Below are 22465 nucleotides of genomic sequence, written 5' to 3'. Positions count from 1 at the left end.
TATGATATATTCACTTAGCGGAAAGCTCGTTCATACCGAGAGCGACCTTGCCGTAATAGAATGTGCAGGCGTTGGCTATGCCTGCAAAACTACTTTTCCCACCTTGCAGCAGATTGCAGGCAAAAGCGAAGTAAAGCTTTATACACATCTTGCCGTAAAGGAGGACGCGGTGGAGCTTTTCGGCTTTGCAACTAAGGAGGAGCTTAAAAGCTTCCGTATGCTCATATCTGTCAGCGGAGTAGGCCCGAAGGCAGGTCTTGCCATACTTTCAGCCTGCACTCCGTCACAGTTTGCGCTTGCGGTTGCAACGGGGGATTCAAAGGCTTTCACAAAGATAAAGGGTATCGGTACAAAGATAGCGCAAAGGATAGTCCTCGAGCTTAAGGATAAGGTGGCAAAAGAGAATACCATATCCGTCAGAGGAAATGCGGCTCAGGGCTTTGCGGCTGTTCCAAGCGGAGCTGTCGAAGAAGCTGTCACAGCCCTTGTGGTGCTTGGATATACCGAGGGTGAAGCAATGTCAGTGATATCAAAGCTTGACCCGAATTTGAGCGTTGAAGAGCTTATAAAGAAAGCCCTTATCGGACTTGCGAAATTTTGAGAGGAGAACTCCATAAATGATCGAAAAAGGAGATTTTGATATAGACAGGATAGTCACCCCGAAAGAAACTCAGGCGGAAACAACTGATGATTTCGAGGTGAGCCTTAGACCTAAAACACTTGACGAGTATATCGGTCAGGAAAAGGTCAAGGAGAACCTGAAAATATATATACAAGCGGCAAAAAACAGAGGCGACAGCCTTGACCATGTTCTGCTTTACGGCCCACCTGGTCTGGGCAAGACCACTCTTTCTGCCATAATCGCTCACGAAATGGGAGTGAACATCAGGATAACATCAGGGCCTGCCATTGAAAAGCCGGGCGACCTTGCGGCTTTGCTCACCAACCTTGAAAAAGGCGACGTGCTTTTTATAGACGAGATTCACCGCCTTTCAAGACAGGTGGAGGAAGTTCTTTATCCTGCCCTTGAAGATTATGCCTTAGATATAATCATGGGCAAAGGTCCTGCGGCAAGGTCTATAAGGATCGAGCTTAATAAGTTCACTCTTATAGGCGCTACCACAAGAGCAGGCTCACTTTCTGCACCGCTGAGAGATCGTTTTGGCGTTATCCAGCGTTTGGAGCTTTACAATACCGAACAGCTTTCCGATATCGTAAAGCGTTCTGCAGTTTTGCTTGGCGTGGCTTGTGATGATGACGGTGCAGAGGAGATAGCGAAGCGTTCAAGGGGAACTCCAAGAATAGCAAACCGCTTTTTAAGGCGTGTGCGTGATTTTGCCGAAGTCATGGGCAACGGCAGGATAACCGCAGACATTGCAAAGATAGCTCTCAACAGAATGGACGTTGACAAACTGGGACTTGACTCTCTCGACAAACGTCTGCTGACTATGATAATAAAAGGCTATGACGGTGGTCCTGTAGGACTTGAAACCCTTGCGGCGGCTATCGGCGAGGAGTCAGTCACCATTGAGGACGTTTGCGAGCCGTATCTTATGCAGCTTGGTTTCCTTTCAAAGACCCCAAGGGGACGTGTGGCGACACAGCTTGCTTACGATCATCTGGGATTTCTCAAGGACGGACAAACGCACCTGTGATTTAGTGAGGAATGCTTAATGAGGAATGAGGAGTGAGGAATGAGGAATTAAGGTATCGCCTAGCGGCGATGAATTTCTTGTTCTGTAGGGGCGAACAGTGTTCGCCTGCCACTGCACTTTTCTGTCTTTGGAAAAATTTTATTATCGGATAAATTTAATATGTGTGTTAATATAGAGTTTACATAAATAAAAAATAATATAGAGGTATGACCTCGAAAAGGAGCTAATTATTATGGGAAGATTATTTGGAACTGACGGCGCAAGAGGAGTAGCTATCACAGAGCTTACCTGTGAGCTTGCTATGCAGATAGGCAGAGCTGCCGCAATGGTACTCACGAAGGAAACAAACCACAAGGCTAAGATAATCATAGGCAAGGATACCCGTATCTCAGGCGACATTCTGGAGTCTGCACTGGTCGCAGGTATCTGCTCAGTTGGTGCAGACGCTCATATACTCGGTGTTGTTCCTACCCCTGCCGTTGCAATGCTTGTAAAGAAATACAACGCAGACGCAGGCGTTATGATATCCGCTTCACACAATTCTGTTGAGTTTAACGGCATAAAGCTTTTCTCTGGCACAGGCTTCAAGCTTTCTGACGAGATAGAAAACGAGATAGAAGCACTTATCCTGGACACTCCTGAAAAGATAGAGCTTAAGGACGGTTGTGATATAGGTCACGTTTATTACGAAAAGGATGCAGCTTGGGATTATATCCGCTACGTTATGAAAACAGTTCAGACCGATTTCAATGGTATCCGTGTGGCACTTGATTGTGCAAACGGCTCAGCTTCTGTGTGCGCACAAAGAATTTTCGAGGGACTTGGTGCAAAGTGCATAATGCTCAACGATAAGCCGGACGGAACGAATATAAACAAGGATTGCGGTTCAACACATATCGAGGGTCTGCAAAAGGCAGTTGTTGATAATCATTGTGATATCGGTCTTGCCTTTGACGGCGACGCTGACAGATGTCTTGCAGTTGACGAAAAGGGCGAGCTTATCGACGGTGACAAGATACTTGCTATCTTCTCAAAATATATGAAGAGCATGGGCATACTCAAAAACAACACCTGCGTTGTTACCGTTATGACAAACCTCGGCTTCTTCAAGTATGCAAAGGCAAACGGCATCGTTGCCGCTACCACAAAGGTTGGCGACAGATACGTTCTTGAAGAAATGCTCAAGGGCGGTTATAATATAGGCGGTGAGCAGTCAGGTCATATCATTCTTCTTGACTATGCAAACACAGGCGACGGTGAGCTGACAGGTACAAAGCTTCTGACAGTCCTCAAATGCACAGGCGAAAAGGCGAGCGAGCTTGCTTCCTGCATGGAGTGCTACCCACAGGTGCTTGTGAACGTTAAGATAACAGCAGACAAAAAGGGTATGTGGGATAAAGTCCCTGAGATAACAGACGCTATCAAGATGTATTCCGAAAAGCTTGGTGACGAGGGCAGGATACTTGTTCGTGAGTCAGGCACAGAGCCTCTTGTTCGTGTTATGATAGAGGGCAAGAGAACAGGCATAATCACAGAATATGCACACAAGATAGCGGAGCTTATCGAAAAAATGTAAGGTGATATTTTGAAAATAGCTTTGATAAATGGTCAAAACCATAAAGGCTCTACATATCATATAGGCAGAATGTTAGCCGATAAACTTGGCGGCGAGGTGACAGAGTTCTTCCTGCCGAGAGATTTCGGCGAGTTCTGCTGTGGCTGTACCAATTGCTTTATGAAAGGCGAAGAAAAGTGTCCTCACTATGAGAAGCTTGACCCTATCACAAAAGCGGTGGACGAAGCAGACGTGCTGATACTTACTTCCCCTGTGTATGTCTACCACTGCACAGGCTCGATGAAAGCATGGCTCGACCATTACGGCTGGCGCTGGATAGTCCATAGACCTGAGGAGAAAATGTTCTCAAAGCGTGCCGTTTTAATATCCACAGCCGCAGGTGCAGGTATGAAAAGCACTAACAAAGATATGGCGGATAGCTTGTCATTCTGGGGAGTGCCTAAGATATATAAGATAGGCTTCGGCATACACACAACGAGCTGGAGCAAGGTTTCCGACAAAATGCTTACGAAGATAGAGAAAAAGACCGACAGCATTGCCGCAAAGCTTAAAAGCGACAGCTTTGAGCCAAAGGTCAGTGCTAAGGGCAGAATGTATTTCACCATTTTCCACTTTGCAAACAAAAAGGGCTGGAACCCTGCTGACAGTGCATATTGGCAGGCAAAGGGCTGGACGGAAAATAAAAGGCCGTGGAAAAAGTAAATTTTATATAAGGATAAAAAATATGAGAATTGCAGAAAACTGGAAAGACTATAAGATAATAGATACTTCAAGCGGAGATAAGCTTGAAAGCTGGGGCGGAAAGGTGCTTGTAAGACCTGACCCTCAGATAATCTGGAAGTCACCGAAGCGTTCTGACCTTTGGACAAAGGCAGACGGCATTTATCACCGTTCCTCAAAGGGCGGCGGCGAATGGGAATACAGAAAGCGCCTGCCTGAAAGTTGGAACATAGGCTATAAGAATTTGAAGTTTATAATCAGACCAACGGGCTTCAAGCACACAGGTCTTTTCCCTGAACAGGCTGTGAACTGGGACTTCATGGCTGATAAAATAAGAAACGCAGGCAGAGAGATAAAGGTGTTAAACCTCTTTGCATACACAGGCGGAGCTACCCTTGCCTGTGCCGAAGCAGGTGCAAGCGTTTCACACGTTGACGCATCCAAGGGCATGGTGCAGTGGGCAAGAGAGAACGCCGCTGTGTCAGGGCTTTCCGATAAGCCTATTCGCTGGCTTGTGGACGATTGCGAAAAGTTCGTTCAGCGTGAGATACGCCGTGGCAAGACCTATGACGCTATCGTTATGGATCCTCCGTCCTACGGCAGAGGACCTGGCGGAGAGATATGGAAGCTTGAAGATTGTATCTATGACCTTGTAAAGACCTGCTCAGGCGTTTTGAGCGACGAGCCGCTTTTCTTCCTGCTCAACAGCTATACCACAGGACTTTCACCCTCAGTTATGGCATATATCCTTAGAGATGTCCTCGGAACGAGGTTTGGCGGAAACGTCACGGCTGATGAGATAGGATTGCCTGTAGAGGCAACAGGCGGTGTGCTGCCATGCGGTTCAACGGCAATTTGGCAGAAATAGCTTTGCTATAGTAAGGAATGGTGTTCGCATGAAATATACTGAGAATTATGTTTATATGTACGGTCAAATGATCTCCACCTGTTCGTTTCTTCTTGATGGTGATTTTCCAAAGGCAGACGGCACGGCTGAGATAAAGGAAAAATATCACCTTGTCGGTGGTGAGACCGGAACAGCGGCGGCTGTTCTTTGCAGTCTGAATGTGCCTGTAAAGCTTGGGGGTACTCACCTTGGAAGCGGCAATGAAAAGCTTATAAAGGATTATTTTGCAGACAAGACTGCTGACCTTTCAGAGCTTGTAACAGAGGGTTTCGAGGGCGTGACCGACTATGTTATCATAGATAAAAATACACGCACCTGTTTTGGCGAGTGGGATAAGCTTTATTCACGTCCGGAGCCTTTTTATGAACAGCCTTCGGAGGAGTCAGTGAAAAATTCAGCCTGCGTTGCGGCTGACCCTTATTTTGGTGATAAGATAGCCGAGTATTGCGTAAAATATGGCAAGAAATACGTCACCATAGATTGTGCCTATGACAGCTATATCAATAAGCATTGTGCAGTAAATTGCATATCTCATCAGCACCTTGATGAATATTATCCGGATAAAAGCTATGATGAGCTTTTTAGGCTTTATACAGATAATACAGACGGGCTTGTGATATTCACCCTTGGTGAAAAGGGTGCGATGTATGGCAGGAAGGGTGCTGTGCCAAAGATGTGCCCTGCATTTAAAGTAGACGTAGTGTCAACACTTGGCGCAGGGGACAGCTTTAAGGCAGGCGCTGTATATGGACTTTATAAAGGTCTTGATGACGATACATTGGTGAAAACAGCTTGTGCTGTGGCAGGTGCGGCGGTGGAAAAGTTCCCTATCGCACTTTATCCGCCAACAGTAAAAGATATTGAAAAGCTTATGGGCAATATGTAGGGGCGAACAGCGTTCGCATACCCATATATTATAATAAGGTATAAACCAAAATTTCAGACAGGAGGAAAGGTTATGTCTTTTGATTTTGATGAACTTAAACACAAGGCAGGAAATATGCTTGAAAAGGGCAAAGAAAAAGCTCACGAGGCTGCTGAAAGTGAAAAGGGGCAGAAGATAAAGAGCAAAGCAGGAGAGCTGTTTGAAAAGGGAAAGGAAAAAGCCCACGAGTTCGCAGAGAGCGAAACGGGCAAAAAGGTAAAGAACAAGGCTGAAAAGCTCCTTGATAAAGGAATAGACAAAGCCGAAAATGTTTACGAAAAGCATAAGGAAAGAAAGGCTGAACAGAAAGAACAGCCTGAAGATAAGGAATAAACTAAATTTGGTAAGGAAAGTAAAATGAGCAGTTTTATTGAAATAAAGGATCTGCACTTTTCCTATGTGAACGACCTTGAAGAGCCACCTGTTAAAACGGAGGTGCTTAAAGGCATAAATCTGAACATAGAAAAAGGCGAGTTTGTGGCAGTGCTTGGTCATAACGGCTCAGGCAAATCTACACTTGCAAAGTGCATAAACGCTATAAATCTTCCTGAGTCGGGGGCTGTCTATGTGAACGGCATGGACACTTTGGACGAAAATAACCTCCTGCCTATAAGAGAAAAGGTGGGCATGGTATTCCAAAACCCTGATAACCAGATAGTTGCAACTATCGTGGAGGAGGACGTGGCTTTCGCCCTTGAAAATATGGGCGTTGAGCCGAATGAGATACGCAGGCGTGTTGACGAGGCTCTTAAAACCGTCGGTATGTATGAATACAGACTTCATGCACCTCATAAACTTTCAGGCGGACAGAAACAGCGTGTGGCTATTGCAGGCATAATCGCAATGAAGCCTGATTGTATACTTCTTGACGAGCCTACCGCCATGCTCGATCCTCACGGCAGGGACGAGGTAATGAAAACTGTCAAAATGCTCAACGAGCAGGGCGTTACTATCGTGTTGATCACCCATTATATGGAGGAAGCCGCACAGGCACAGCGTGTTGTTGTAATAGACGGTGGCGAGGTCATAATGGATAACGTTCCGAAGAAGATATTCTCAAATGTGGAAACCATGAAAAATCTGGGACTTGACGTGCCGCAGGTGACAGAGCTTTGCTGGGAGCTTAAAAGGGCAGGCTATGACATCTCCACCGAGATAATCCACGAGGACGAGTGCGTTCAGAAGCTTTATGAAATGCTTAAGTGATAGGGAGTAACAATGGCAGTAATTAAAACGGAAAACTTGACTTATGTTTACGGCGAGGGTACGCCCTTTCGCAAAACAGCCGTAGACAATGTTAATATAGAGATAAATGACGGCGAAATGGTGGGTATAATAGGACATACAGGCTCAGGCAAATCTACCCTTATCCAGCATTTCAACGGTCTTTTGAAGCCCACGAGCGGAAGCGTCTATATAGACGGAGAAAGGCTGTGGGACGATAAATCAAGGCTTCGCCCTATAAGATTTAAGGTGGGTCTTGTGTTTCAGTATCCTGAGTATCAGCTCTTTGAGGAGACCTGTTATAAGGATATCGCATTCGGACCTAAGAATATGGGCGTCAAAGAAGAGCTGATAGATAAGTATGTGAAAGAGGCCGCAAGAATGGTAGGGCTAAGCCCTGAGATACTTGACAAATCGCCTTTCGAGCTTTCGGGCGGACAGAAAAGGCGTGTGGCTATAGCAGGCGTTATGGCAATGAATCCAAAGGTGCTTATCCTTGACGAACCTGCTTCGGGTCTTGACCCAAAGGGCAGAGAGCAGATACTTGGTCTTATAAGAGAGTATCATGAGCAGATGAAAAACACTGTTTTGCTGGTATCCCATTCTATGGAGGATATCGCAAAGAACGTTTCAAAGATACTCGTCATGAACGAATCGAAGCTTTTCTGCTATGACGATACAGTAAAGGTGTTCCACCGCTCTGAGGAGCTTGTGTCAATGGGACTTGCAGTGCCGCAGATAACAAGAGTTATAAACAGGCTCAAAGCCATGGGCATTGATATTAAGGACGATGTGTATACAGTTGGCTATGCGAAAAAGGTCATCCTTGAAATGCTGGAGCAGAAAAAGAACAAGTAAGCAGCGGACTGCCTTTGACCCATATGAGCAGAGAGCAGGACTGTGTAAGTTGAGATAGAAAATTGGAGGAATATACCTTGATAAAGGATATTACTATAGGACAGTATTTTCCCGGAAATTCTGTCATTCACCGAATGGACGCACGAATAAAGATAATAATGACGGCGGTTTTCATAGTAATGCTTTTCGCCGCAAACAGCGTGTGGGGACTTCTTGTGGGCATAGCTTTTACTATTCTCACTTTTATCATATCGAAAATACCCGGTAAACTAATGCTAAAAAGCTTGAAGCCTATCGTGCCGATAATAATATTCACGGCGATACTCAATCTGCTTTTTATCAGAACGGGCAAAGCCTATTTTGAGTGGAAATTTCTCAAGATAACCGATGAAGGCGTTGACACGGCAGTGTTCATGATGATAAGGATAATCTGCCTTATTGTCGGCACTTCGCTTCTTACCTACACCACCTCGCCTATCGACCTGACAGACGCTATCGAAAGATTGCTTTCACCGCTGAAAAAGATAAAAGTGCCTGTCCATGAGCTTGCAATGATGATGACTATTGCCCTGAGATTTATCCCTACCCTTATCGAGGAAACAGACAAGATAATGTCGGCACAGAAAGCAAGAGGAGCGGATATGGAAACAGGCTCGCTGATACAGAAAGCTAAAGCCCTTATCCCAGTGCTGATACCGCTTTTTGTGGCATCGTTCAGACACGCTGAGGAGCTTGCTCTCGCTATGGAGTGCCGCTGTTATCACGGCGGAGAGGGCAGAACAAGAATGAAACAGCTCCATATGAGCATAGTCGATCTCTATGGCTCTATATTCTGCGTGCTGTTCCTTGCAGGCGTTATTGTCATAAATATAGTCGTTTAGGAGGGGTATTATGAGCAGTGTTTTTAAAGATATGGACCAAGATGACAGACTTGACACTTTGGAAAGAAAAGTCAAGAAACTTGAGAGAAATGCAAATGGGGGAAGTAAAATGTCAGGCATTATAAAAGAACTTATCGGCAGAGAATGTACCATTGACGGCGACGGGATTTATGGTCATAGCTGTACTATTCTTGACGCAGACGACGAGTGGGTAAAGCTTATCGTTCACGAAAAGAAAAGCGACAGCACCATGATAGTAAGACTTGACAATATAGATTCCATAACACTCGACTAAAGAAACGGGATATACTCATGACAAATTTCAGGATAATACTTGCCTATAACGGCACAGCCTATCATGGGTGGCAAAGGCAGAACAACGCCCTTGCCGTTCAGCAGGTGCTTGAAGAAGCTATCCTCTCGCTGACGGGACAGACAGTCACAGTGAACGGCTGTTCACGAACAGATGCAGGAGTGCACGCAAGAAGATTTTGTGCAAGCTTTCTTATAGAGTCCACAATAACCTGCCGTGGCATAGTTTTTGGACTTAATTCAAAGCTGCCGGACGATATCTCAGTGCTGGAGTGCGAAAAAGTCCCCCTTGATTTTCACGCAAGATATATGTGCAGCGGCAAGGAGTATGAGTATATTATACATAACAGCGAGATAAAAAATCCCTTTTATAAAGATACAGCCTACCGCAGCTGGTTTCCAATAGACGAAAAAAAGCTTGATAAAGCCGCACAGGATTTTGTGGGAACGCACGATTTCAAAGCCATGTGTTCCACCGATTGCACAAAGGAGAATACAGTTAGGACTATATTCTCTTTCCATGTAAGACGTGAGGGCGAGCTTGTGATATTCACAGTTTCGGGAGACGGCTTTCTGTACAATATGGTAAGGATAATGGTAGGCACGCTTATTTTTATAAATGAGGGCAAGATAGGAGAAACTCAAATACCCGATATACTTGCGTCAAAGGACAGAACAAGAGGCGGAAAGACCGTTCCGCCGCAGGGATTGTATCTTAACGAAGTGTATTATGATAAAGATAAAGGATCTGAACAAGGTGAATGATAAAAGATCAAAGAGCAGGCGGAGAAAGAAAAATCCGCCTACCAAAGAAGAAAAAACAATAAGAATAACCAAGCAGACGGATTTTGTTCAGCGTGACGAGTTTCACGGTGCAGAAGAGCCTATGCCGAACGTTACTTTCAGAGAGATAAAGCGTCAGAAAAAGGCGGCTCAGAAAGCGGCGGAACGTGAGCAGGAAGAACAGCTCCGAAAAGAAGCGGAAGAAGCCGAGGAGTCACGAAGCAGAATAGAGCTGACGAACACCGAGGATAAAGCCGATGAGGAAAAGCCTGAAAAAGCTGATGAAAGCAAGATAACAGTATCAGGCGGTGAAAATAAAGAGCAGGCTTCAGAAAGCAAAGAGGAAAAATCCGAGCATAAAAGCAGAAAAGAGAAAAAGGCCGAGAAAGCAGAGAGGTCTGACGAGGAGATATCCAACGTCACTGATATAAGAGCGGCAAGAAAGAAAGAGAAAAACAAAAAGCTCTATAAGAAGATAGCCGCCATAGCAGTGGTGGTCGCTTTCGGAGTTGGCGTTTACGCTTCAAGAGGAGTGTGGGTGCCGAAGCTTGAGGGCATTTTGGACAGACCTCATGCCACTATAGTGAACGACGGCAAAAAGCAAAGCGGAAATTTCCCGCTGACCTTTGATGAAAGCTCTGTCAACGTTATAAAACAGCTTTCCGACGGTATAGTTCGAGTTGACGACAGGAACATTGCTTTTTATGACGAGTCTGGCAATAAGATATCGGATAATTCTCATAACTTTGCAAACCCTGTTGTAAGAACATCTGGAAAGCGTGTGCTTGTTTACGATAACGGTGGAAATTCTTTCAGAGTGTTGAATAAAAAGGGCGAGCTGCTCTCAAAGGATATAGACCAGTCTATACTTTTGGCGGAGATAGCCCCTGACAGCACAGTTGCAGTGGTCACCCAGACTGAGAAATATGCCGCAGTGCTGACAGTTTATGACTCCTCGGGAGCAGAGATATATCAGTGGTCAAGCTCACGAAGAATACTTGATATAAGCTTTGATAAGGACGGAAGCGGCTGCTGTATCTCAACATTTTCTAGCAGTGGCGGAGCGTTACGCTCGGTCATCTATTATGTGACCTTTGACAGCACAGAGGAGAAGATGAAGAGCGAACAGCTTGAAACTCTCGCAGTTGCCGTTCAGCGAAACGATAACGGCGATTATTGGGTAGTGGGCGATACCTGCTTCTACAAGCTTGACAGCAATGGTAAAATACTTATGCAGTATGAATATCCAGAGGAGCTTTCAGACTATGCCCTGACAGATACCACTGCCGCAGTAGCATTCGATGGCATACAGCGTAAAACAGGAACTCTTGCGGTGTTCCGTTCGGACTCTGACGGAGATAAGCCTGATAGCGTTGTTTATACTCAAAGTGGCAAGCCTAAGAAAATGGCCGCAGAGAACAAGAAGGTGATCCTTCTCGGCGAGGATAATATAGAAGCCTATGATAGTGCAGGAAATCTACTTGCAACAGCGGCAGTGTCCTCTGAGTATCTTGACTTTGTTTACATCAATGACAGCGTTTATTTTCTAGGTCTGCATGAGATAAACAAAATAGCTTTCGAGACCTGACGAAAGGCAGGAAAATATGGCATATTTTTTTGACGGAGCAGTTATAATGATCCTTATCGTGACCGCTCTGACAGGATACTGTAAGGGCTTTGTGAGATATGTCATCACAATGCTCGGAACAGTGGCAGCCGTTCTTGTGGCTTTTCTTATAGCCAATATGTCGGCTGAAAATGTATATAACAAATATTTCAAAACGCAGCTTATAACGGGCCTTGAAAACGCTGCTGAACAGACGGACCTTTCAAAGCTTGTGAGCAATGAACTGAAAAACGAGGGCGTTGATATCGACCTTTCAGATGAGGAGATAAAAAACGTCCTGTCAGGGGCAGGCACTCTTGCGGAGAATACCGAAAAGCTGCTTGTTTCAAAGGGAACAGACCTTGATACCGCTCAGCAAAAGGGCGAAGAGCTTTCAGAGTATATCCACAGCGTTATGCCCCAAAAGCTCAGCGAAAAGCTGGAGGGCAATAAGCTTGGAAAAAGTCTGTCTAAGGCGGTGAAGTTCACTGCCGAGCAGATAGACGAAGCCGTCAAGGCTCTCTCTGAGGGTGGCAGAACTGGTGCTGAGTATCTGGAAAAGAACATTTTCCGGCCGATCGCCCTGACTTTTATAAGGCTTTGCGTGTTCATGATGATGTATGTGCTTATGGAGATAGTCATAAGGCTTATCCTGCGTCTGTCTGGAGTTTTTACCCGAATGGCAGGTCTGACAGCGGCAAACCGTTTCGCAGGCATGGCGCTTGGTCTTTGCAAAGGTGGTCTGTATCTGGTGTTGATAGCCTTTATGGTCTGCACTGTGATAAATGCTACCGAGAACAAGCTTCCAAAGTTCAACAGCGCTGTTTTTGAAAATACCTATCTGTTCAGTTACTTCTTTGATATTCTGTATAAATGATTACCGTAAGGTGTATCAGTAAGGAAAGGAGCAAATAAAAATGTTAATGTGTTCAAGATGTAAAAAGCGTCCTGCTGTGGTGTTCATCTCACAGATGAACGCCAAGGATCCTCAGCACAAGAAGAACGAGGGACTTTGCCTTGTTTGTGCTAAGGAGCTTGGCATTTCGCAGGTGGACGATTATATGAAGGCAATGGGCATCTCAGACGATGACCTTGAAGCAATGTCAAATCAGCTTATGGAGGCTTCCGACGGGGACGATTTTGAGCCGGGCGGAACGAACTTCCTGAGCAATCTTTTCGGCGGTGACGCAGCCAATCTTTTCAGCAACCTCGCAGGAGGTATGCCTAAAGCCACCGATGATGGCGGAGAGAACAAGCCAAAGGATAAAAAGAAAAAGCTTAAATTTCTCAACAACTATTGCACTAATCTTACTCAGAAAGCAAGAGAGGGCAAGCTTGATAATGTTGTGGGCAGAGATAAGGAGATATCAAGAGTTATCCATATCCTGTCAAGACGTCAGAAGAACAACCCATGCCTTATAGGCGAACCTGGCGTTGGTAAAACAGCCATTGCCGAGGGTATCGCACAGAGGATAGTTGCCGGAGATGTGCCGTTCCATATCAAGGATAAGGAGCTTTACCTCCTCGACCTTACCGCACTTGTTGCAGGCACTCAGTTCAGAGGACAGTTCGAGAGCCGTTGTAAAGGACTTGTAGAGGAAGTAAAAGAGCAGGGCAATGTTATCCTCTTTATAGACGAGGTGCATACCCTTGTTGGCACAGGCGACAATGAGGGAACGATGAACGCCGCTAATATTCTGAAACCGTCCCTTTCAAGAGGCGAGATACAGGTAATAGGCGCAACGACTTTCAAGGAGTACAGAAAGTATATCGAAAAGGACTCTGCACTTGAAAGACGTTTCCAGCCTGTAACAGTTTCCGAGCCGACAGTTGAGGACACAATCACAGTTCTCAAAGGCATAAAGCAGTATTACGAAAATTTCCATAGAGTAAAGATATCAGACGATATGCTCAGAGAGTGTGCAGTGCTTTCTGAAAGATATATCAACGACAGATTTCTCCCTGACAAGGCGATAGATCTTCTTGACGAAGCCTGCGCCTGCACAAGTATCAGAACACCTGAAATAGAAGAGTTCGACGCACTTAACGAGGAACTAAAAAAGCATGAAAAGCTCGTTGAGGATTACGAGCAGAAGTCAGAACCTGACTATGAGATAATCGCAAAGGAAAAGGGCGAGATACTGAGAATACAGAACAGGCTCAAAGAAGTTGAGGAGACCCTCAAAAACGTTCAGGTAACAGAGGAAGATATCTCAAAGGTAATAGAGCTTTGGACAGGTATCCCTGCCAATAAAATAGCTCAGACCGAGTATGACAAGATAAAGCATCTGAAAGAAGCCCTTTCAAAGCGTGTTATCGGCCAGGACGAAGCCGTTGATAAGGTCGCAAAGGCAATAAAGCGTACAAGGGTTCAGCTTTCAAAACGTCGCAGACCGGCTTCATTTATTTTCGTCGGCCCAACAGGCGTTGGAAAAACAGAGCTTGTGAAAGTCCTTGGAGAAGAGCTTTTTGACGCCACCGAACCGCTTATCAGAGTTGACATGACCGAGTATATGGAGAAGCACTCAGTATCAAAGCTTATCGGCTCACCTCCGGGATATGTAGGCTTTGATGAAGCAGGTCAGCTTACCGAAAAGGTGCGCCGCAGACCATATTCAGTGGTACTTTTTGACGAGATAGAAAAGGCTCACCCTGACGTTATGAACATACTTCTCCAGATACTTGACGAGGGACGTATCAACGATTCGCAGGGCAGAAGTGTTTCATTTGAGAATACAGTTATCGTCATGACATCAAACGCAGGTTCGACTGATAGAGATACAGGTGTGGGCTTCAATAAGACCGACAGTGATATCGCCAAGGATAAAGCAATGAAAGCACTGAGAGATTTCCTGAGACCTGAGTTTCTTGGAAGAATAGACGAGATAGTTGTGTTCAATCCGCTCACAGAGGAGAATTACGCAGGCATAGCAGGTCTTATGCTGGACGAGATGAAGTCGCCGCTGGAGGAGAAACATATCAGCTTGAGATATACAGATGAAGCTCTGAAAACTATCGCACATAAGGCATACGGTCAGAAGCTTGGTGCAAGAGATATCCGCCGTGTCATAAGAAACGAGGTTGAGGATAAGATAGCCGAACTGCTTATAGACAAGGGCGAGGGAGCGGTGTCCGCCGTGGCAATATCCGCTGACAACGGAGAGATAAGGGTGGACGCACTTTAAAAGCCTAAAGTTATAAAATCAGGGTAAAAATTATAAAAAAATACTTGATTTTTATGACGGTATGTTATATAATAAAGGTAAGGTTGTTAGTTTTTTAACAACGTGAATTAAAAAATTAAATTGAGAGGTGTCTTTAAAATGGCAGGTTTAAACAAAGTTACTGTTGATGACATTAATGTAAAGGGCAAAAAGGTACTCGTAAGAGTTGACTTTAACGTTCCTCTTAAGGACGGCGTTATTACAAACGATAACAGAATAACAGCTGCTCTCCCAACTATCAAGAAGCTGGTAGCTGACGGCGGCAAGGTAGTTCTGTGTTCACATCTTGGCAAGCCAAAGAACGGCCCAGAGGCTAAGTTCTCACTTGCTCCTGCTGCTGCAAGACTTGCAGAGCTTCTTCCTGAAACAAAGGTAACATTCGCTGCTGACGATACAGTAGTTGGCGACAACGCTAAGAAGGCAGTTGCTGAAATGGCTGACGGTGATATCGTTGTTCTTGAGAACACAAGATTCAGAGGCGCAGAGGAAACAAAGAACGGCGAAGCTTTCGCTAAGGAACTTGCTGACCTCGTTGACGACGAAGTATTTGTAATGGACGCTTTCGGTTCAGCTCACAGAGCTCATGCTTCTACAGCTGGCGTTACAAAGTTCGTTAAGGAAACAGCAGTTGGTTACCTCATGCAGAAAGAGATCAACTATCTCGGAAATGCAGTTGAAACACCTGTTAGACCATTCGTTGCTATCCTCGGCGGCGCAAAGGTAGCAGATAAGCTCAACGTTATCTCAAACCTCCTCGAGAAGTGCGATACACTTATCATCGGCGGCGGTATGGCATATACATTCCTTAAGGCACAGGGCAAGGAAGTTGGTCTTTCCCTCGTTGACGATACAAAGATCGACTACTGCAAGGAAATGATGGCAAAGGCTGAAAAGCTCGGCAAGAAGCTTCTTCTCCCTATCGACACAACAGTTGCAGCAGGTTTCCCTGATCCTATCGACGCTCCTATCGATGTAGAAGTTGTTGATTCTGACAAGATCCCAGCTGACAAGGAAGGCCTTGATATAGGCACAAAGACACAGGCTCTCTTCGGCGAGGCTGTTAAGTCTGCAAAGACAGTTGTTTGGAATGGTCCTATGGGCGTGTTCGAGAACCCAACACTTGCAAAGGGTACAATCGCAGTTGCAAAGGCACTTGCTGAAACAGACGCTACAACTATCATCGGCGGCGGCGACTCAGCAGCAGCAGTTATCCAGCTTGGCTTTGCTGATAAGATGTCACACATCTCAACAGGCGGCGGAGCTTCACTTGAATACCTCGAGGGCAAGGTTCTCCCAGGTATCGACGTAATCGCTGACAAGTAATATATCTTACTAGGCTATAAGCTAGGGGCAGGCAGGTTTTGCCTGTCCCTTTTTTATGCAGAAATCGAGGTAGTAAAAATGAATGAAATAACACTACTTGCAAAAAGCGGATTAGGCTGGCAGGGCATAGGCGGAATAATTCTTCTGCTCACAGGCATTGGACTTATCTATTTCGGTATAAAAGCCTTGCAGGGCTATCGCTTTTTCCCTGAGCAGGAATATAATATCCCTGAGGAGGATCACTACGAACCAACTCAGGCAAAAGCCTTGCAGAAAGTCAAGACCACAATGCCTGATTTCAACGGCGGTGAGGACAGAGTTTTTACCGAATGGAAAATAGGCTATACCATAGACGGCGAGAAGTATACACAAATAGTCACAGACAACGGCTATGAAAAGGGCGATATGATAGACATAAAGTATAACCCCGCAAACCCACAGGAATTTTACCTTGACGATGAAAAATCAAAGGTAGAAGTCACTGAGGAGGAAAAGGAAGCCGAGGAAAAAGAGGAGAAAACGCCCTTTGGCTATGCGGCTATCGCTATCGGTGTCCTGCTTGGCGTTTTCGGTGTGGTCATGCTTATAGACAAGCTGTAAAAAACAGATAAAATAAGTCCAAGCCTTTGTTAATTAGTTGACAAATACGAGTGAATGTTGTATAATAGACTTGGAAAACTAGCAGGAACAGTTTTTCTGTTCCCTATAAAAAATAAAGGAGTTTTTTATCATGAAAAAAGCTGTAAGAAAAGCAATTATTGCAGGAAACTGGAAAATGAACAAGACAAGACCTGAGGCTAAGGAGCTTCTCGAAGCTATCAAGCCACTTGTTGCAAACGCTGAGGGCAAGGTAGAAGTTATCGCTTGCGTTCCTTTCACAAACCTTGAAACTGCTATCAACGCAACAGCAGGTTCAAACGTAAAGATCGGTGCAGAGAACGTTCACTTTGAGAAGAGCGGCGCTTTCACAGGCGAGATCTCAGCAGATATGCTCGTTGAGCTTGGCGTTGAGTACGTTGTTATCGGTCACTCTGAGAGAAGACAGTATTTCGGTGAAACAGACGAAACAGTAAACAAGAGAACAAAGGCAGCTCTTGCAGCTGGTCTTAAGCCTATCGTTTGCGTTGGCGAGCTTCTTTGGGAGCGTGAGTGCAACATCACAGAGGAAGTTATCGCAAGACAGGTAAAGCTTGATTTCTTCGGTGTATCAGCAGAGGACGTTAAGAAGTCCGTTATCGCTTACGAGCCAGTTTGGGCTATCGGCACAGGCAAGACAGCTACAGCAGATCAGGCAGAGGAAGTTTGCGCATTCATCAGAGCAACACTTGCTAAGATCTATGACGAAGCTACAGCAGAGGCAGTTACAATTCAGTACGGCGGCTCAATGAACGCTAAGAACTGCGCAGAGCTTCTTTCTAAGGAGAACGTAGACGGCGGTCTTATCGGCGGTGCTTCACTGAAGGCTGCTGACTTCAACACTATCGTTCAGGCAGCTGTTGAGGGCTAATTAACAGACGGATATCTAGGGGCAAAATATCATTCGTCACAAGAACAAACAAATAAAAAGTTCCGCAGGGGACGGCTGCGGCTGTCCTCTGCTTTTTTTGAACAGGGGGACGCAACTGTGAAAAAATTAATATTTGCAGCATTAGTATTATCCATGTGTATGTCATTTGCAGCCTGCGGAAGCGTTGACGAAAGCAGTGCACCGGCGGCAGAAAGCTCTCAGACAACATCTGAAGCTCAGCTTGAAAATGTAACTATCAAAATGGACTCTAGTAAGCTTCTTAGCGGCGTTGAGTTTACAGACAGCGAGCTTCTCGACAAGATAACAGAGTTCCGCACGAAAGTCATGGAAAACGCAGAAGAAAAAGAACCGGATTCAAGTGAGTATGTTGTCGGCGGCGATTGGCTGGATATAAAATGTTCAGAAGGTCCGGCTATCTACTATGAGTCAGGAGAGAGTAACTATGTCCGTATCGGCGCAAAGACCTATTACACAAGCGACGATACTGCCAAGGAATTTAAGGAATATGTCCTGAGCTTCCTTGAAAATGGCGGTTATTGGGGATAATACGAATATAAATGATGTTGAAAGGACTAAGAAATATGTCAAAGAAACCCATAGCACTTATCATTATGGACGGCTTCGGCTATAATCACAAGGATTACGGCAACGCTATCAGAGCTGCCAAAACACCTAATATCGACAGACTTCTTGCCAACTATCCGCACACTCTTATCGGTGCAAGCGGCATGGACGTTGGACTTCCTGAGGGACAAATGGGTAACTCAGAGGTAGGCCATACAAATATCGGCGCAGGAAGAATAGTTTATCAGGAACTTACAAGAATTACAAAGTCTATCAAGGACGGCGAATTCTTCTCAAACGAAGCTTTCACAGCAGCCGTTGAGAACTGCAAGAAGAATGACAGCGCACTCCACCTGTTCGGACTTCTTTCAAACGGCGGCGTTCACTCACATAATTCACACCTCTATGGCCTTTTGGAGCTTGCTAAGAAAGCAGGTCTTACAAAGGTATACGTTCATTGCTTCATGGACGGCAGAGATGTTCCTCCTACAAGCGGAGTTGACTTCGTAGCTGAGCTTGAAGAAAAGCTCAAGGAAATTGGTGTCGGCAAGATAGCAACAGTAATGGGACGTTACTATGCAATGGACAGAGATAACCGTTGGGAGCGTGTAGGCAAGGCTTATGACGCAATGGTATACGGCGAGGGCAATAAGGCTGATAACGCAGTTGACGCTATCAAGGCTTCCTATGCCGCTGACGTTACAGACGAGTTCGTTGTTCCTACAGTTATCGATGAGAACGGCAAGATATCCGCAAACGACAGCGTTATCTTCTTCAACTTCCGTCCTGACAGAGCAAGAGAGATAACAAGAACTCTCGTTGACGATGATTTCACAGGCTTTGAGAGAAGAAATGGCAGATTCCCACTTTACTATGTCTGCATGACACAGTATGACGCAACAATGCCAAACGTTGACGTTGCATTCAAGCCAGCAAGCCTTGAAAATACTTTCGGCGAGTATATCGCAAAGAAGGGTCTTTCACAGCTTAGAATCGCTGAAACAGAGAAGTATGCACACGTTACATTCTTCTTCAACGGTGGCGTAGAAGCTCCTTTTGAAAACGAGGACAGAGCCCTCATCAATTCACCAAAGGTAGCAACTTATGACCTCCAGCCTGAAATGAGCGCATATCTTGTATGCGACGAAGTTCTCAAGAGAATAGAGTCTGACAAGTATGACGCAATTATCCTCAACTATGCAAACTGCGATATGGTAGGTCACACAGGCGTGTTCGACGCAGCCGTAGCAGCCGTAGAAGCAGTTGACGAGTGCGTAGGCAAAACAGTTGACGCAGTTCTTGCAAAGGGCGGCATAGCACTTATCACAGCAGACCACGGCAACGCAGATAAGATGATGGAAGATGACGGCTCTCCATTCACAGCCCACACAACCAACCTTGTACCTCTTATTATCGCAGGTGCAGGCAATGTTCTTATCAGAGAGGGCGGCGTTCTTGCTGACCTTTCACCAACAATGCTCAAACTCATGGGTCTTGAGCAGCCAAAGGAAATGACAGGTAAGTCTATCATCAAGGACTAATTTCCATAAAATAATCAAGGCAGTACCGAGAAAATCGGCACTGCCTTTTTTGGTATTCCATCTATTCACTTGCTCTGTATACTGCCCAAACCCTATTTCAGTGGGTCAAGCCCTTTAGCCATTATGCAGTAGGTACTGCCGTATGGGTTCGGTATGGGTGGCATTCTGCTCACATGGAACTCTTTCGGCAAACCACGGCTGTCACATGGGAAACTCATGGTCACACAAGTGCCTTTGCCAATCTCGCTGCGATAACTTAGTTCACCGTCAAAACGGTCGCAAAAGCATTTTGCCAGTGCAAGCCCCAACGCCTCACTGCTACTGTATTTCTGGAATGTGCCAAATGGCGTGATAGCCGCCTGCCATACATCGTCTGTCATGCCGTTGCCGTTATCACTTACTGACAGTATTATCCTGTCGTCCTCAGTTTTTAGGATAAGCTCCACCTGCCGCTGTTCCTTGTCATTGTACATATATGCGTTCACAAGCAGATTTACAAGCACATTTTTAATAAGGCTTTTGTTTGTTTCAAAATAAATGCACGGGTCAATGGAGTATCTGAAAATACAGCCGTCCTCCTCAAGCAAATTGCCTTCTTCGTCGCATACCTCACCGCATATGTCTGATAGGCTTTGATATTCAGTTGTGAAATTGCCGCTGAAATATTTTGCAAGTTCTGTCATGTTCACTGTTGCGGAAAATGTCTTCAGTATACGAAGCCTTGCCTCATGGTCAAAATGCTCATATTCAGTGCCGGCTTTTGAAGAGAAGGATTTCTTTTGGCTGTCAAGCATCGCTAACATTTTAGAAAGCTCCATCCTTATGTTGCCGAGAAAATTCGATTTGAAGCGTAAATATCCAGACTTGTCCGAAAGACGTTCTATGTCCATGCATGAGTAATAGTGTATGAGATAATTCGTTATAATGCCATTATCTCTCAGTGGTTCAAACCGCATTGCCGCCGAGTCTGCAAACCTGCCCTTATATTCAAAGGTAGCTGTCTTTTCAACAGGCAGAATGAAAGCGTTTTCCGGAGTATCGCATAAAGCAGAAATATCTATAGCATCAGGCAGATCGCCATGATTTTTCCAAATGACATTAAGCTCAGCGTCAGTGAGGATAATGTTTTCCTCAGACTGAGCGTATATCTCTTTCACAGAAGATGTCAGTTCCACTTTGTTAGCCTGCCTTTCATAAAGATCTCATGTAAATATTATAACCTAAACTGTCGGGGTAGTCAATAAAAAATCATCAATATTTGATCATATTTTAAAGAATTTAGCAGTGCTTTGACGGATCAAGACTAAGATGGCTTTACGGTGAAGTCTTAAGGCAACACCGCACAAAGCCCGCCTGACGGCTTTGCACGCCATCTGCTTGCGGATTTTCCGTCATATCACACAAAAATCCCTTGACATACGACAGTATGCCTGCGGAATTTTTATGTGACCTGACGAAAAAATCTGACTACGCATCTGACGCACAATCTTTGTGCGGTATTGCCTTAAAGAAAAAAAGTTCTAAGTTTTTTGTAAAAACACTTGCAATGTATAGAAAAATGTAGTATAATAAGTACAGAAAAATTTTTAGGAGGTAAATTAATTATGGCAGTTAAAGTCGCAATTAATGGTTTTGGACGTATTGGACGTCTTGCATTCAGACAGATGTTTGGCGCAGAGGGCTACGAGGTAGTTGCAATCAACGACCTGACAAAGCCTTCAATGCTCGCTGATCTTCTTAAGTATGATACAGCTCAGGGCGGTTACTGTGGTAAGATCGGTGAGAATCTCCACACAGTATCAGCTGATGATGAGGCTAATACTATCACTGTTGATGGCAAGACTCTTCAGATTTATGCAGAAAAGGATGCTAAGGATTGTCCTTGGGGCAAGCTTGGTGTAGACGTAGTTCTCGAGTGTACAGGCTTCTATACATCAAAGGCTAAGAGCCAGGCTCACCTCGATGCTGGTGCTAAGAAGGTAGTTATCTCAGCTCCTGCTGGTAACGACCTCAAGACTATCGTTTACTCAGTAAACGAGAAGACACTTACAGCTGACGATACAATCATTTCAGCTGCATCTTGCACAACAAACTGTCTTGCTCCTATGGCTAATGCTCTTAACAAGTATGCTCCTATCCAGAGCGGTATCATGAGCACTATCCATGCTTACACAGGCGACCAGATGATCCTTGACGGTCCTCACAGAAAGGGTGACCTGAGAAGAGCAAGAGCTGGTGCTGCAAACATCGTTCCTAACTCAACAGGTGCTGCAAAGGCTATCGGCCTTGTTATCCCAGAGCTTAACGGCAAGCTCATCGGTTCTGCACAGAGAGTTCCAGTTCCAACAGGTTCAACAACAATCCTTACAGCAGTTGTAAAGGGTGCTGACGTAACAGTTGAAGGCATCAACGCTGCTATGAAGGCTGCTTCTTCTGAGTCATTTGGATACAACGAGGATCCAATCGTTTCTTCTGACGTTATCGGCATGAGATTTGGTTCACTCTTCGATGCTACTCAGACAATGGTATCTAAGATCGCTGACGATCTCTATGAGGTACAGGTAGTTTCTTGGTACGACAACGAGAACTCTTACACATCACAGATGGTAAGAACAATCAAGTACTTTGCTGAGCTTGCATAATCTGCACAGCCAAAACTAAATTGCTTACTAAAGACCGCTTCATCATGAGGCGGTCTTTTTTTGCGTATGGATACAACAAAGGTGAGCAAAAACTGGCGAACACTGTTCGCTTGTCAATCGCAGCCTTATGGCAACACACAAAAAAAGGCGTTGTAAAAAAACAGCGCTCAAAGAGTCGAGATTTCCTGCTTTTGGG

General features: G+C 45.1%; 22 protein-coding genes. 21 read left to right on the top strand and 1 reads right to left on the bottom strand.

The annotated features are described in order from the left end of the window. Position 1 precedes the first annotated feature (1 nt). The 20 genes from ruvA (at position 2) to gpmI (ending at position 19627) form a co-directional block, all read left to right on the top strand. On the top strand, positions 2-601 hold the full coding sequence (ruvA, locus tag WS40_RS08225) for a Holliday junction branch migration protein RuvA (RefSeq protein WP_046441647.1): 600 nt from the start codon (positions 2-4) through the stop codon (positions 599-601). Positions 602-617: 16 nt separating this feature from the next. Next, complete coding sequence (gene ruvB, locus WS40_RS08220) at positions 618-1655, top strand: Holliday junction branch migration DNA helicase RuvB (protein ID WP_022287457.1); 1038 nt, start codon at positions 618-620, stop codon at positions 1653-1655. 232 nt (positions 1656-1887) lie between these two features. After that, positions 1888-3231 carry a phosphoglucosamine mutase gene (gene glmM / locus WS40_RS08215; protein WP_046441646.1) on the top strand — a complete coding sequence of 448 codons (1344 nt, stop codon included), beginning with the start codon at positions 1888-1890 and terminating at the stop codon, positions 3229-3231. Between the two features lie 21 nt (positions 3232-3252). Beyond that, positions 3253-3933, top strand: a complete 681-nt coding sequence (locus WS40_RS08210) for a flavodoxin family protein (protein ID WP_417124293.1) — start codon at positions 3253-3255, stop codon at positions 3931-3933. A gap of 22 nt (positions 3934-3955) precedes the next feature. Next, positions 3956-4819, top strand: coding sequence for a class I SAM-dependent methyltransferase (locus WS40_RS08205; protein ID WP_046441645.1), 864 nt, complete (start codon positions 3956-3958; stop codon positions 4817-4819). Positions 4820-4847: 28 nt separating this feature from the next. Then, complete coding sequence (locus WS40_RS08200; RefSeq protein WP_046441644.1) at positions 4848-5744, top strand: carbohydrate kinase family protein; 897 nt, start codon at positions 4848-4850, stop codon at positions 5742-5744. Positions 5745-5816: 72 nt separating this feature from the next. Beyond that, entirely contained in the window at positions 5817-6116 is a 300-nt protein-coding gene (locus WS40_RS08195; RefSeq protein WP_041337612.1) for a hypothetical protein, read from the top strand. A gap of 24 nt (positions 6117-6140) precedes the next feature. Next, positions 6141-6989: an energy-coupling factor transporter ATPase gene (locus WS40_RS08190; protein ID WP_046441643.1), complete on the top strand. Its 849-nt coding sequence runs from the start codon at positions 6141-6143 to the stop codon at positions 6987-6989. A 12-nt stretch (positions 6990-7001) separates the two neighbouring features. Continuing rightward, positions 7002-7865 (top strand): energy-coupling factor transporter ATPase, encoded by an 864-nt coding sequence (locus tag WS40_RS08185; RefSeq protein WP_046441642.1) that lies wholly within the window; start codon positions 7002-7004, stop codon positions 7863-7865. A 77-nt stretch (positions 7866-7942) separates the two neighbouring features. Then, positions 7943-8746 (top strand): energy-coupling factor transporter transmembrane component T family protein, encoded by an 804-nt coding sequence (locus tag WS40_RS08180; RefSeq protein WP_041337616.1) that lies wholly within the window; start codon positions 7943-7945, stop codon positions 8744-8746. Positions 8747-8756: 10 nt separating this feature from the next. Next, a complete protein-coding gene (locus WS40_RS08175; protein WP_046441641.1) occupies positions 8757-9041 on the top strand; it encodes a hypothetical protein in 285 nt (94 codons plus the stop codon). Positions 9042-9058: 17 nt separating this feature from the next. After that, positions 9059-9823 (top strand): tRNA pseudouridine(38-40) synthase TruA, encoded by a 765-nt coding sequence (gene truA, locus WS40_RS08170; protein ID WP_046441640.1) that lies wholly within the window; start codon positions 9059-9061, stop codon positions 9821-9823. Next, entirely contained in the window at positions 9789-11429 is a 1641-nt protein-coding gene (locus WS40_RS08165) for a DUF5711 family protein (protein WP_325208493.1), read from the top strand. The genes truA and WS40_RS08165 overlap by 35 nt, the downstream gene beginning before the upstream one ends. Positions 11430-11445: 16 nt before the next feature. Further along, positions 11446-12324 (top strand): CvpA family protein, encoded by an 879-nt coding sequence (locus WS40_RS08160; RefSeq protein ID WP_046441639.1) that lies wholly within the window; start codon positions 11446-11448, stop codon positions 12322-12324. 40 nt (positions 12325-12364) lie between these two features. Continuing rightward, positions 12365-14632 (top strand): ATP-dependent Clp protease ATP-binding subunit, encoded by a 2268-nt coding sequence (locus WS40_RS08155; protein WP_046441638.1) that lies wholly within the window; start codon positions 12365-12367, stop codon positions 14630-14632. A gap of 138 nt (positions 14633-14770) precedes the next feature. Further along, entirely contained in the window at positions 14771-15994 is a 1224-nt protein-coding gene (locus WS40_RS08150; RefSeq protein ID WP_022287444.1) for a phosphoglycerate kinase, read from the top strand. Positions 15995-16072: 78 nt separating this feature from the next. Then, positions 16073-16594, top strand: a complete 522-nt coding sequence (locus tag WS40_RS08145; protein WP_046441637.1) for a DUF3592 domain-containing protein — start codon at positions 16073-16075, stop codon at positions 16592-16594. Positions 16595-16724: 130 nt separating this feature from the next. Then, the gene (gene tpiA / locus WS40_RS08140) at positions 16725-17501 is read left to right on the top strand and encodes a triose-phosphate isomerase (protein WP_022287442.1); all 777 of its coding nucleotides are present in this window, start codon (positions 16725-16727) and stop codon (positions 17499-17501) included. Positions 17502-17618: 117 nt separating this feature from the next. Beyond that, positions 17619-18068: a hypothetical protein gene (locus WS40_RS08135; RefSeq protein ID WP_325208492.1), complete on the top strand. Its 450-nt coding sequence runs from the start codon at positions 17619-17621 to the stop codon at positions 18066-18068. Positions 18069-18103: 35 nt separating this feature from the next. Next, positions 18104-19627, top strand: a complete 1524-nt coding sequence (gpmI, locus tag WS40_RS08130; protein WP_046441635.1) for a 2,3-bisphosphoglycerate-independent phosphoglycerate mutase — start codon at positions 18104-18106, stop codon at positions 19625-19627. Positions 19628-19719: 92 nt separating this feature from the next. On the opposite strand, the gene WS40_RS08125 is transcribed toward gpmI, so the two are convergent. Then, entirely contained in the window at positions 19720-20802 is a 1083-nt protein-coding gene (locus WS40_RS08125) for a sensor histidine kinase (protein ID WP_046441634.1), read from the bottom strand. A 429-nt stretch (positions 20803-21231) separates the two neighbouring features. Between WS40_RS08125 and gap the strand changes: the two genes are divergently transcribed. Further along, the gene (gene gap, locus WS40_RS08120; RefSeq protein ID WP_022287438.1) at positions 21232-22269 is read left to right on the top strand and encodes a type I glyceraldehyde-3-phosphate dehydrogenase; all 1038 of its coding nucleotides are present in this window, start codon (positions 21232-21234) and stop codon (positions 22267-22269) included. Positions 22270-22465 lie beyond the last annotated feature (196 nt).

Source organism: Ruminococcus sp. N15.MGS-57 (assembly GCF_000980385.1).
Lineage (GTDB): Bacteria > Bacillota > Clostridia > Oscillospirales > Ruminococcaceae > Hominimerdicola > Hominimerdicola aceti.
The sequence above is the reverse complement of the archived record's forward strand: the minus strand, read 5'-3'. Positions and strand labels throughout refer to the sequence as shown.